The following is a 13,731-nucleotide window of genomic DNA, read 5'->3' as shown; positions in this document are numbered from 1 at the left end:
AAACGAGTAGCTTAATCGTATATTATTCTCGCATATTATGCACTGCAAAAGCAAAAGACCACGCTAGCGCGAAAAAGCTAAAAACAAGCGATATTACACTCACGAAATTTGCTTAATCGTCATAGCTCTGTCACTTAAAAGCGCATAATCACGATTACGACTATCTCGAATCACAAATGTGCAAGCGTTTGCGTCAACTGCAACAGCTAGTAAATCTGTGCTTGAATCATCAGTTTTACTTGGAGTTCTTAAGGATGTAAATAACGTAAATTCACCATTGTTAAACAAGTTTAAAGGCATCTCAAAATGCAAAATTTGATGCCCACGCTTTTCCATCTTCAAAACTTTCGAACCAGTATCATAAGTGATTCCACCTCTGCGAATATCGTGTAGAGCAATAGCCAAATAAAAATCTCCAGGCTCATCATATTGATATTCAACTGCAAAGCGGAAAACCTCATCGCTTCTATAAATCTTGTCTTCTAAAGCATACGTTCTTAATAATGGACACTTTTCATTCAAACCTTGCGGATACTGCCCATGAGCAGCTTTCTCATTATATTTTTCCTGCTTTTTTCTCTCAGCTTCAATATTTGCTAAAGTATATTTATCTGCTACGGTTTCAGTATTCCCAATTGCGCAAACTTCACCATCGCTAATCATCATCGCTCGAGTACAATATCTCTTAACAGCATTCATATCATGAGTAACTAAAATGACTGTTTTAGTAGGATCTTTGCGAATATCACTAAAGAACGCATCGCATTTACGCTGAAATGCTTCATCCCCTACTGCTAGAACTTCATCAAGCACAAGAATATCTCCTTGCGCTTTAATAGCAACAGAAAACGCTAAACGAACTTGCATGCCCGAAGAATAATTCTTTAGCTTTTGATCCATAAAATCTTCAAGCTCAGCAAATTCAACGATATCGTCATACATTTCATCGATTTGCGCGCGAGTAAAACCTAATAAAGCTCCATTAAGATACACGTTTTCGCGTCCAGTAAGCTCCGGATTAAAACCAACACCAAGCTCAATAAATGGCACAAGCTTACCTTTTACTTCAACACTTCCAGTATTTGGATAGTAAATTTGCGAAATAATTTTCAATAGCGTTGATTTTCCGCCACCATTTCTACCAACAATACCGAAAAACTCACCACGATGAACATCAAAAGATATATCTTTAAGCACGTGCTGCATCCTATATCCTTTAATGCCTTTAGTAAGATTTATAAAAGCTTGTTTTAATCCAGTCGCCTGCTCAGTTGGTAGCTTAAAATATTTACCCACATGATTAACGGATAAAACTATATCATCGTCAGAATTACCATTATTTTTACTCGTGATAACTTCATTATTTTCACTCATAACAACTTCATTATTTTCACTCAACTGACTCATAATATGCGGTTCTCCAAAACTTTCTAAAACTAAATAAATCACATAACTTCAACGAAAGCGCGACTATTTTTCTTAAAGACATAAATACCAAGCCACAAAATAAGCACTGTTAGAACAATAGGAATCAAAGAAATCCAGGAGAAGCCAAATTCATTCCACACAGTAGGCTGCGTTTGCGGAGCAAGAAGATTATGCCTCATATCTTGAATACATTGCGCAATAGGATTTAGTAATTCAAGCTTTGCAAGAACAGCAAAAATACCGCCCTTGTTAATCACATAGCTTAACGGATAAATAATAGGCATACCATAAAACAGTAGCTGCTGTACAACTTCCCAAATATGCATAACATCACGGAAATACACATACATAGTAGACATTAAAAGAGCAATGCCAATAGCAATCATATAAAGCTGAACCAAACTAATTGGCAATAACACTACTCTCCATGTGAATTGAACACCGCCAAATATGGCAAAAATAAGTACGACTACTAAGTTAATTAAGAAACTTATTAAAGATCCAACAGTTGCAGAAACCACTACAATGTAGTTAGGAAAATGAATCTTACGAAGTAAGTCACCACGATCAACTAAAGAACGCAATCCAATAGACGTAGATTCTTGAACAAATTGCCATGCGCTAATACCTAAAAGAAGCACAACCGGATAAGTAGGAGTGCCATCAGTCATACGCAAAAACTTGCCAAAAATAAGATACATTACACAAAACATCAATAACGGTTTCAAAGCAGACCAAGCTACACCTAAGAAAGATCCTTGATAGCGCAACTTAAAATCAGTTTTCACTAAACCGCGAAGAACAATGTTAGCGTAAGAGTATTTTTTACGACAATGATCTATTAGATTTTTCACGATACTCATATTATCAGCTAGATTGTAATTGAACGCTTGAGACTAGAATGTAAGTGAATACTCAATTGTAAATGAAGACTCGCAACTAGAATGCAAACAAATACTTGCGACTACATTGTAAGTGAATACTCAAATATAAATTTACAAATTTACACATAAAGCACATATGCTAACATCATGTGTATGCCAAAAGTATCAATTATTGTTCCTATATATAACGTTGAAGCATTTTTACAACAATGCTTAGAGTCTATTCAAAATCAAACTTTCACTGATTGGGAATGCCTTATGTTCTCTGATGGGAGCAAAGACGGATCTATAGATATAATGAAATCTTTTGCGCAAAAAGATAGCAGATTCGTAGTAATCGAAAAATCTAATGAAGGATACGGAGCTACTTGTAACAGAGGCTTAGAAAAAGCTAAAGGCGAATGGATTAGCATTATTGAGCCTGATGATTTTATTGACCCACACATGTATGAAAGATTATTAAGCAACACTCAACTTTCACACGAAAAAATTGACGTCATCAAAGGCGGATATTGGCTTTTTTACGATGGAAAAGATGGATATAAAGACGCTGTAGAAACGCCTAATTTGTGCTATTTCATGCCTAAAAATAGAGTAATCTTCAATCTGAATGAATTTGCTGAACCTTTCTATCATCATCCTTCTATATGGTCAGCAATTTATAGAAAAGACTTTCTTAATGGAGATAATAAAGACAACAAAGTAATACGCTTTAAGCCAATTCCTGGAGCAGGTTGGACAGACAATCCTTTCTTTGCTCAAACTTTAGTTCTAGCAAATAAGATTTGTTGGAATCCTGGAAAGTACTACTACTACAGGCAAACTAATCCTAATGCTTCAAGCTTGTTAAAAGATTTCCATCTGCCATTCGACAGATTGCGGGACATGCGAGAATTCCTTAACACGCAAAAACTTTCACGAGGAGTTTTACAAGCATTCTATTCTAGAGAATTTGATTACGTAAACTCGCTTATTACAGAATTTGGCTTTGACGATAAAAATCCTGAAATTCGTAATCTAATCCATGAAGTTTTTAGCTCTATGGATTCAAAAGAAGTATTCCTTATGGCTTTCCGTTTACAGCCAAAATTCATGGATTATTACATGGATTTCTTAGGATCGTCATATGAAGTAAAGAAACAAAAAGCACAAGATAAACCTAAACTTTCTATAATAATATTTACGCATAATGCTCATTCTTGGATTGTTGACTCACTAAAAGCTTGCGAATCAATACAAGATATTCCTTGCGAATTTATTATTGTTGACAATAATTCAAACGACAGCACAATCGCTATTGCTAAAAAATTCACTGAAAACAATAAACGTTTCACTATTCAGCAACATGAAGATAATGAAAATATAAATGATATTCTTAAGCAAGCAATTGAACGCGCTAATGGAAAATATACGATTTTCATGCCATCGAGTTATATCATCAATGAAATCGTTCTAAATCAAGCTTTAGAGAATATTGAAAAGTGCTCGGGTGACAACAATAAGCCAATAGATTTAGCGTTCTTCAATAATACGAATTTACACACAGATTATTTGATTGATTGCACATTCAAGCAAGATACTAAGAAAAACATTGAGCTTTCTAGAGAAAACTTCATTAAGCCAATCGACAATGAAAACACTGTAAAAGATACGTCTTATGGACCTTATAATCCTAAAGACATTGCAGATCTTGTTATAAATAGTTGCTACAGCTACGGTTGGCAGAAAATTTGGAGAACTGAATTTTTGAAGCATGCACACATAGAAGCTGGAATAAACGATGAACCTTCAACACTTATGACTTTCAGCTCTAGAGCAGCAATAGACGCACAAAATATTATGTATTGCGATTTAGCTAAAGCATACGAAAATGCATATGGAAGATTTAGCGTAGGAGCAGCAGAAGGTTTCGAGAATCTTCACAATAAACAAATTCCACGAAATTTCTGGCTTTCAATTGAAAAAAATATTTCTATAGATGAATTCCCTCTTGACGTTGATTCCGTTATTGAAACAGGTAAATGGCTAGAGAGTAAAGGTTTGCTCAAAACATACGAACAAGGCTATGCAAACGCTTTGATGACAAGTTTCATACGCGATTGTCATATGCGTCAAACGCCTGAATCTTTGGAAAAGTTCATTGAAGAAAAATTACAGGTTGTAGCAAATATTGTAAGCAATTGCGAAAAAGACAATTTACCTACATATTTCTACAATGAAGAAGCATATAACGAATTCCAGAAGATTCGATTGAATAAAGATTCTAGAATTTTATGGCTTAAAGAGCGCATGTTTGACTTTGAACGCGCAAGCGAAAATTATAAACATGAAATTTCCGATATACGCACTTCTGCACGTTACTTAGTCGGAGAAAAAATCGTAAAAACAGCAAAGAAGATAGCTTTCCCATCTCTTATTGCTAAATTACAGAAAAAAATGCGCCTTATGAAACGAGATAACAAATAATAATTTTTAACATATAGATAGATGTAAATGTAAATGTAAATGTAAATGTAGCGTTTGGTGAAAATCAAGCGCTACATCTATATTCACGCACGCCTAAAACTAAAATTCCTAGATGCTTAACTTAAAGATTTTTAAGCTACTTCACTTTTATAAGGATTTGCTGCAATATCTTTCTCGATCGCATCAACAATACGCTTGTTTTCGAGTAGTTCTCTGCTAACGTGTTGCAAATGAGAAACCATATCTGATGGAAGTTGATAAATATCTCCATAATAACTAAACAGAATTTTTTCTGCTTTACACGGAATCGAAATACTAGATTTTTCAAATTCTGATTGCTTCAATGGGAATATATCGTCATATCGCGCAGTGTATATTTTGTCAGCATCAACGTTATCTAATCCATATATAATGTTGCAATCTTCGTTAGGGCTTTCTCGCGAAATAATATTTTCACTTTTAGCTAAATTTTGATATTTAGTAAAAACGTCTTCTATTTGACTACTAAATTCGCAGCCATCTTCTAAATATCCATGTTCAAGCCATTTAGCGTAAAAAGTCTGTGAGCGCAAATCATCTTGTAAAGCTTTACGCATTTCAATGAATCTCTGTTTATTATGCTCGTCATATTTAGGCATGTAATCATAGAAGAAAATATCAATAAAACTTGGATTTTCAGGATTCGCATAACGCAATCGCAACTGTCTACATAGAACATAAGGATCGAAAACAAGAACAGCGCGATAACGTTTAGATAATTCCTTATCTGTTTTAAGCAATTCTATGAGCTTGTCAACATCACTTCTCATCATGCCTAAATCAGTATCGTCATCCCATGGAATAAATCCACGATGACGAATAGTTCCTAGTAAAGTACCGAAATCAGCCCAATACTTCAAATTATGTTCTTTAGAAAAATGCGCAAATTCACTAAGCAATGTAGCGCATCCGCGTTGTATAAGTCTAACTGAGCCTGTTGCTTGAGGAAGATTATAATAGAAGCGCTTATGAGCATCGAAATCATTTTCATTTTCACGGCGATAATTTGCCCAAGCAAGTAAAGATTCATGTTCTCGATTCGTGAGTGTATCAATACGCATATTGCGTTGATTTTCAAGAATGTTTTGCAACTTACCATCTAGCAAAGATTGCAAGTTTTCGACTCTCAAGTTTAAATCATTAACCTGCTGCCTCAAATCTCTTATTGAACGTTTAGAAGAAGGTAAATGGTCAATAATTTTACGCATCGCTTTGCGAAATATAGATACCATAAGTTCACACCCTTCACCTTATTCTCATTATTTGCAATAAGACATACATCAGCTAATTATAATACGTTTTCACATCTTAACACTTGCTTATTTATATTACGTAGCATTACGTAGAAGATCTAAGACTTTCGAATATGAAAATGCATGCGTTTGTAAATATTAAGAAACGAAAACAAATGCGAGCGCAAAAGCCTACTCGTTCAAATAAAAAATTTACTAGATAATTTTGAACAAATCATTGTATAATTATTTTATTGCTAGAAAGAGGAAGATATTATGCGAATTAAAGAAGAACAACCCAAACAAACTCAACAATTAAATCAAGAAAAACAACTTAATCACAATGAATTCAAATTGCTTACAGCACTTTTAAGCATAAAAAATACAACACAAAACAATGAAATTATAAGCCAAAGAAGTCTTGCAGAACACACTGAATTATCTCTAGGAAGTATAAATAGCGCAATTAAAAGTGCAAAGAATAAGAATCTTATTGCACTAACAAACGGATTGCACATCACAAAACAAGGAATGCAATCACTTGAACCATATAAAGTACACAATGCGATTATTATGGCTGCAGGTTTTTCATCGAGATTCTCACCAATATCTTATGAAAAACCTAAAGGTCTTATTAAAGTACGCGGAGAAGTACTTATTGAAAGACAAATCAAACAACTACATGAAGCAGGAATCAACAATATAACAGTTGTAGTTGGATATAAACAAGAACAATTTTTCTACTTAGAAGATTCTTTTAACGTAAAAATTAAAACTAACAGCGAATATAGCACGCGTAACAACAACAGCTCTATAAAAGCTGTTTCAAATCAATTATCTAACACTTATATCTGTTCATCAGATAATTATTTTGACAAAAACCCATTTGAACAATACGTTTGGAAAGCTTATTATTCAGCTCAATATCACACAGGACACACTAAAGAATGGTGCATATCTTATGGAGCGCACAATCGCATTACGAAAGTTACTATTGGCGGTAGCGACTCTTGGTACATGATTGGTCATGTATATTTTGACAAAGAGTTTTCTAAGCGCTTCATGCAAATTCTTAATGAAGAATACGATTTAGTGCAAACAGCAGGAAAACTTTGGGAAGATATTTTTATTGAGCATATTGATGAATTAGACATGCAAATACGAAAATATAATCCTCCAATCATTCACGAATTTGATTCTATTGACGAATTAAGAGAATTCGATCCACTATTCTTAGAAAATATTGATAGTAAAATTTTTGATAATATTACTAAAACACTTAACTGCAAAAAGTCTGATATTCATAATGTTTATCCGCTTAAAAAAGGTCTTACTAATTTATCTTGCCATTTTTCAGTTGGGAATAATGAATACGTTTACAGGCATCCTGGAATAGGCACAGACATACTTATTAACAGAAAAGCAGAAACAGAAGCTTTGAAGAAAGCCCAAAAACTCGGCTTAGACGGTACGTTTATTGACGCAAACGCAAATGAAGGATGGAAAATTTCACGATTCTTACCAGATTGCAAAACAGCTGATATGCACGATTACAATCAACTACAAGAATGTTTAAAATTAGTACAAGCTTTACATAAAAGCGGAGAAATATTGAATCGTAAATTTGACTTTTACGAAGAATCTAAGCGTTACATGAAAGAACTTAAAGATAGAAACGCATCGATACCTCAAGAAATTATCGATTTAAAAACTATTGTAGAAAGTCTTCATAATTATCTAACAAATGAAGAAAATACGAATATTTGTATTTGTCACAACGACATACTAGGGGCAAATATTTTAATAGACAAGCAGAATCGCTATCATCTAATTGATTGGGAATATGCAGGAATGTCTGATTACGCTCAAGACTTTGCTACATTATGCGTATCTGAAGCATTTAATGAAAACGAGATCGAAAAAGCGATTCCACTATACTTATCACACACTGCAAGCATGGAAGAAAAACGTCACTTACTAGCTTATATAGGATTAGCAGGATGGTGTTGGCACTTGTGGTCGTTACTTAAAGAAGATGAAGGAGAAAATATAGGAACTTGTATGTACACATACTACAAGTACGCAAAACAATATGTCACTAAAGCTTTGCAACTTTATACGAATAACTAAAGCGTAAAATCAAAGCTTTGCAACTAGATAAAAAGAGTGGTTATAAGTCAAGAAGTTGAAAACAAGACCAGAAAAAGAAAAACCAGAAACCAGAGCAAACTCATAAAATAATAGAACCTAAACAAGTAACAAAATCAACAAAATCAACAAAATCAACAAAACATTCAAATAGCACAAGTAGGTTTTTATGAAATATTCATTTCTCAGCGGACTTTTATGGGGCATTGACACTGTACTTTTGGCTGTTTTAACTACATTGTTCACGCTCGCAGGATCAAATGCACACGAAAATAGTATTTCACTTGTGATATTAACAGGAATTATTGGAGCATTACTTCACGATATTATATGCGCAATTTTCATGTGGATTTACATAAGCACACGAAAAAAATTGCATAAAACTTTTGAAATATTAAAAAATCCAAAGATTTTCATAATAATTATCGTAAGTTCTTTACTTGGCGGCCCTCTTGGAATGAGCGGATACGTTTTAGCAGCAAACACTATAGGCGCAGGATACGCTGCAGCAATATCCGCACTATATCCTGCTTTTGGAGCTGTTCTTTCAGCAGTCGTATTACGAGAACGATTAAGCGCAAAAAAATATATAGCTTTCTCCTTAGCTCTTATAGCAGTAGGAATACTTGGATACTACTCTTGTAACGATGCTCAAAACACTGTAAGTTCTACAAATATCCTCAACGTATTATTAGGCTTATCTGGAGCACTTTTAAGCGTAATAGGCTGGGGCAGCGAAGCTGTTGTATGCGCTTGGGCAACTAGAAAACAAAGCATAGACGATGAAACAATCTTGCACATTCGAGAAACAACATCAGCTATTTCATACACAATAATAGCGTCAATATTATGCTTTGCATCACACATTGAAATAAGTAAAATATTCGAATCATTGAACTTAACTACATTACCTATAATAATCGCAATAGGATTATTAGGAACAGGCTCATACTTAAGCTATTATCGCGGAATTGCACAAGTAGGAGCATCTCGTGCTATGGCAGCAAACGTCACATATGCAGTATGGGCAATGGTCGCAGCTTCGCTAATTTACCAAACAATGCCATCAATTATTGCTTGGATATGCTGCTTTACTATTATGTGCACTACGATTTTCGTAGCAAGACAATAACATGTCGAATCCACGAGCAGCATAAGGAATAATAAGCAAATAAGCAGGCAAAATATATTGCGCTTGAGCTTCCCACATAAGATACAAAACTAACATTCCGCATACAATAACGAATGAAGTTAAGTATTCACACGGAATATCACTAAGCTTTCCAAGAAGACCATTAGAAGAATCTTTTTCAAACTCAAGTCCACAAATATCTTTTTTAGAAAGCATCTTACGCTTACGCAACATAACACACAAAAATACAGCAACAAACGCTGCAAGCATAAATTGAAGAGCATCTAAGAAAGTAAATACAACAACACCTAACTTACCTTCATAAATAGAACGCAAATAACGATTCATCTTGCGACTCAATAAAGCTTGCCCACTTGTACCCCTCCACCTCCAGCTACTTGCAAGCAAAGATTCATAAGTAGGCTCTAACCACTCACTTGCGAGTTTTTTAGTAAAGAAACTCAAAGCATCAGAAGGATTATTTACAAAATGCTTAATATTATTAGCTAATCGCGTAGTAGAATCCTTCTTAATATTTTCCTTGTTATACGTTTTAACATCAAAACTAGCAGGATATCCACTATACCAACCAGGATTATTAGGGCCGATCTTTCTTACAGGATCCGTTCCCATTGCAATCCAAACAGTAGAAGGAAGACCATTTTTAGCGTTTTGATTGAAAGAGCCAGAAATAGCACTAACAGCAATATTATTGCTCATGAAACATGCAAGCGCGATCAGCACGCAAACAGCATGCTTAAATTTTTTAGATTTCAAAGCGGATATAATCCAAACAACTATCATTGCAAGAAGGCAATAAGCCATAGTTGACTTCAAAAGCATTGCAAAAAACATGCATAGCATAGATGCTATAGCTTGCCACCATAATCCAGTGCGAATATTCTTTGCATGTAATATAAGTGCTCCAAATACAAATGGCAAACAAAGAGTGTTACCATACGCAAATGTTGTATAAAAAATCATTGGCAAAAACAGCGCATACAACAATAAAGACAGTAAAGTTACAGACTTATTTTTAAACAATATATTTGCGTAATATGCAATAAGAACTCCTGTAACAGCAGAGCACACAATATTCAAAACTTCAAAAATAAAATATGCGTTAGAACCAAAAGCTGCAATAAGCAATTTAATAAGAAAAGCAAGAGGCATTTGGAACGGGAATCTAGTTAGATAACCCCCCGGGCAAATAATAAAAGCCAATTGAGAAGTATCAACAGCACAATTTACAGGTGTTTGATTAGGATCCAAATAATACTTTGCTGCAGTAAACAAAAAAGCAGAATCCCATTCAGGCCATACGTTAGTAATAAGAATCCAAACAAATCCAGAAATAATCATATACGCAAAAACTACTATTGCAACAATTCGAAGATTTATCTTATCAACAATATTTTTGCGGCGAGCGTAATAAATTAAAGCAAATATTAAAACGCTTATAATTAGCACAAAAGGAGATTGAAACCACCAAAACTCCAACTCATACTGCCCTGGAATAAGATGAGCTGAAAGAATTAAGCTTGTAACAGCTAGAGCGCTGAAAAATATTGCAGAACACCACACAACAGCATTACTAAAAAAGCGTCCGAGCATAACGCTCATATGTTGCAAACGCTCAATCATAATTTTAAACCCCTTTTATAAAGATTGCTCAATATAGTAGCGCGGACGATGTTTAGATTCTAAATAAATTTTGCCAATATAACTTCCAAGAATACCCATAGAAATCATAAGAAAACCGCCAATAAACCATATTGAACACATTAACGATGACCATCCTACAGCAATATGATTAGAAAACAGCGACACAATTACATAAACAAACATTGCTAAGCCAATAAGAATAGAAACAGAACCCATATAAGTTACTAACTTAAGAGGCTTAACAGAGAATGAAGTTATACCTTCTAAAGCAAAAGAAATCATCTTTTTCAAAGGATACTTCGAAACTCCAGCAGTTCGCTCACCGCGCTCATAATAAACTTTCCCAGTTTTAAAACCAATCATAGGAACTATTCCGCGCAAGAACAAATTCACTTCGCTATATTCTGAAAGAGCATCTAAAGCAACAGCACTCATCAAACGATAATCAGCATGATTAGGCACAACTTCTGCGCCCATTGAAGCAAAAACCTTATAAAAAGCTAAAGCTGTGTTTCTCTTAAACCAAGTATCTTTTTTACGTGAAGAACGAACGCCATAAACAATCTCACAGCCTTCTTGCACAAATTTCTTAACCATTTCGTCAACAGCATTAACATCATCTTGCAAATCTGAATCCATAGAAATAGCAGCATCACAACCCTGCTCGCGCGCATACATAAGACCTGCATATAAAGCATTTTGATGACCACGATTATGAGCTAACTTAACACCGCCAAAAAGCGAAGGATTTTCGCTATTAAATGAGGCGATTAGATTCCAAGTTGAATCTTTAGAACCATCGTCTACAAAAATCACGCGACTTGAGGAACTAATAAGCTCGCAAGACACAAGATTATTGATTTTATTTTTAAGAACTTCTGCAGTTTTACTAAGACCTTCTTGTTCATTAAAACAAGGTACAACAATGTACAAAATTGGCATACTTTCTCGCGCACCGTTTAACGAAGTATTCATAATCTAGCAATCTCCAGAAACTGTATTTACAAGTAAACAGTATAGTCTAGTACAAGAATCTAAAGCCACGTAGAGAAATAAAAAACAACATTTCTGTTGATTTTGCGCCAATTTTATGGTGCTGTTGCTACTGTAGTAGCGTAAAAACACGTAAAGCATAAGTCTGGAGGACTCGTGGAACAGATTATTATACGTGTGCTTGTAGGTTTAGTTTCAATTTCTACTGTTTTTAGCATGAATATGATTGGAGCTAACAAGTCAATAAATTCAAGCATTTCTAATACTACATCTGTTGATAACGTTGGCAATGCTGATGGTATTTCTAGTTTAGAATCCAACTTAAATCAGCATAATTCATCTTCTATTACAAGTAATAATGTAGAACTTCCTAAGAAAATAAGCGCTTCTATTCCAGAAGACGCTGAAGTTATTTCTTCGAAATATGCATTTACTAAAGATGGGAAATTAAAGTCTTTAGCAACTGGAAAGACTATAACAGACAAGCGCATTATTGGTACTAAAGATCATCCTGCTGATCCGTTGAATATAACCAATGGAGAGCATTTTGAGCCTGTGAAAGTTTCTGAACTTCGTAAAACTATTGCGAAGTCTGAAAAGTCTAAGAATTCTAAAAACAATAATGTTGCGCGTGATTCTGTAAGTGATTTTGCGCAAAATTCTGTAAAAAATTCTGTGTTGCGCTCTCCTTTGCTTAAGTCTAGAAGAAATACGAATAGTACTTTAGCTAGTAATGCTGTTCTAAAGAATGGTTTCAATACTACTCATACAAATCCTTCAGGCATAGTTCGTTACATAAGCGATGTTTATAATGTTGACATTTACGGTAACTCTGAAGGTGCTTATTGGGATAAGGATTCATCTGGTAATGCAACTTTCAATGAAGCTGATGGAACTGTGTTTGCTCGCAATGCTGCAGCTGTAATTGATGTTTCTAAGCATCAAAAAACTATCGATTGGGATAAAGTTTATACTTCTGGCGTTGATGGAGCTATTATTCGAGTAGGTTATGGATGGGATAATGGTGTTGACCCTGAAGCTCAGCGAAATATTGACGCTTGTAAACGTCTTGGTATTCCATTCGGAGTTTATCTTTATTCTTATGCACAAGATGCTCAGGATGGAGCTAATGAAGGCCGTGATTTAGTAAGGAAATTGAGAAGTTTGGGTGTAAGCCCAGATGATTTGACTTATCCTGTGTATTACGATTTGGAAAATTGGACTTGGTCTGGTCACTCTCGTCCAACTTCTCCTTCAGAGTATCAAGATATTGTGGCTTCATGGTGGAATCAATTGATTGACGCTGGATACCATAATCTTGGTGTTTACTCGTATAGGAACTATTTGCTTAATGAATTGAATTCTAAGTTTATTCATGATCGTACAAGTTGGGTTGCAAGTTATAGTTCTCGTGTTGGATTCTCTATGTCTACAAGACTTAGAGGATGGCAATACACTTCTCATGGCCACGTTGACGGTGTAGAAGGTAATGCTGATTTGAGTGCGTTCGGATTGGATGATGGAAGTCCTATTACGAGTGGGCCTTTGACGTATTTTGATAGGGTTGATGATTCTCCTGCTCAAGATTACAATGGCTGGAACGTAAGCAGATACGGTAGGCGTGAAAAGTGGAGTAGATACGGTGAGAAATTTACTTTGCAATATGAATTGCGCGATTGTTATTACAAGCATGGCGGATTCGGTCGTCTAGGCGCTCCTGTTGCTGAAGAAGAGAATATGGGCG

At 34.9% G+C, this 13,731-nt stretch carries 9 protein-coding genes; 4 read left to right on the top strand and 5 right to left on the bottom strand.

The window, feature by feature from the left end:
• Positions 1 to 99: 99 nt before the first annotated feature.
• Both HMPREF3230_RS03015 and HMPREF3230_RS03010 read right to left on the bottom strand, forming a co-directional pair.
• A complete protein-coding gene (locus tag HMPREF3230_RS03015; RefSeq protein WP_075523514.1) occupies positions 100 to 1,374 on the bottom strand; it encodes an ABC transporter ATP-binding protein in 1,275 nt (424 codons plus the stop codon).
• Positions 1,375 to 1,445: 71 nt separating this feature from the next.
• The gene (locus HMPREF3230_RS03010; protein WP_196489639.1) at positions 1,446 to 2,291 is read right to left on the bottom strand and encodes an ABC transporter permease; all 846 of its coding nucleotides are present in this window, start codon (positions 2,289 to 2,291) and stop codon (positions 1,446 to 1,448) included.
• Positions 2,292 to 2,465: 174 nt separating this feature from the next.
• On the opposite strand from HMPREF3230_RS03010, the gene HMPREF3230_RS03005 reads away from it, so the two are divergent.
• A complete protein-coding gene (locus tag HMPREF3230_RS03005; protein WP_082266258.1) occupies positions 2,466 to 4,778 on the top strand; it encodes a glycosyltransferase family 2 protein in 2,313 nt (770 codons plus the stop codon).
• A gap of 131 nt (positions 4,779 to 4,909) precedes the next feature.
• Here HMPREF3230_RS03005 and HMPREF3230_RS03000 read toward each other — a convergent pair whose 3' ends face one another.
• Positions 4,910 to 6,049: a LicD family protein gene (locus HMPREF3230_RS03000; protein WP_075523491.1), complete on the bottom strand. Its 1,140-nt coding sequence runs from the start codon at positions 6,047 to 6,049 to the stop codon at positions 4,910 to 4,912.
• A gap of 276 nt (positions 6,050 to 6,325) precedes the next feature.
• Here HMPREF3230_RS03000 and HMPREF3230_RS02995 point away from each other — a divergent pair, with 276 nt between their 5' ends.
• Entirely contained in the window at positions 6,326 to 8,179 is a 1,854-nt protein-coding gene (locus HMPREF3230_RS02995; protein ID WP_075523490.1) for a phosphotransferase, read from the top strand.
• Positions 8,180 to 8,366: 187 nt separating this feature from the next.
• The gene (locus HMPREF3230_RS02990; protein WP_075523489.1) at positions 8,367 to 9,329 is read left to right on the top strand and encodes a DMT family transporter; all 963 of its coding nucleotides are present in this window, start codon (positions 8,367 to 8,369) and stop codon (positions 9,327 to 9,329) included.
• On the opposite strand, the gene HMPREF3230_RS02985 is transcribed toward HMPREF3230_RS02990, so the two are convergent.
• Positions 9,264 to 10,973 (bottom strand): glycosyltransferase family 39 protein, encoded by a 1,710-nt coding sequence (locus HMPREF3230_RS02985; protein ID WP_075523488.1) that lies wholly within the window; start codon positions 10,971 to 10,973, stop codon positions 9,264 to 9,266. The two genes, HMPREF3230_RS02990 and HMPREF3230_RS02985, sit on opposite strands and share 66 nt — an antisense overlap.
• Positions 10,974 to 10,988: 15 nt before the next feature.
• Entirely contained in the window at positions 10,989 to 11,969 is a 981-nt protein-coding gene (locus HMPREF3230_RS02980; protein ID WP_075523487.1) for a glycosyltransferase family 2 protein, read from the bottom strand.
• A 174-nt stretch (positions 11,970 to 12,143) separates the two neighbouring features.
• On the opposite strand from HMPREF3230_RS02980, the gene HMPREF3230_RS02975 reads away from it, so the two are divergent.
• Positions 12,144 to 13,731: glycoside hydrolase family 25 protein (locus HMPREF3230_RS02975; protein WP_230955903.1), on the top strand; the 1,588-nt coding region annotated here is incomplete at its 3' end.

The organism is Gardnerella vaginalis (assembly GCF_001563665.1).
GTDB classification, from domain to species: domain Bacteria; phylum Actinomycetota; class Actinomycetes; order Actinomycetales; family Bifidobacteriaceae; genus Bifidobacterium; species Bifidobacterium vaginale_A.
The sequence above is the reverse complement of the archived record's forward strand: the minus strand, read 5'-3'. Positions and strand labels throughout refer to the sequence as shown.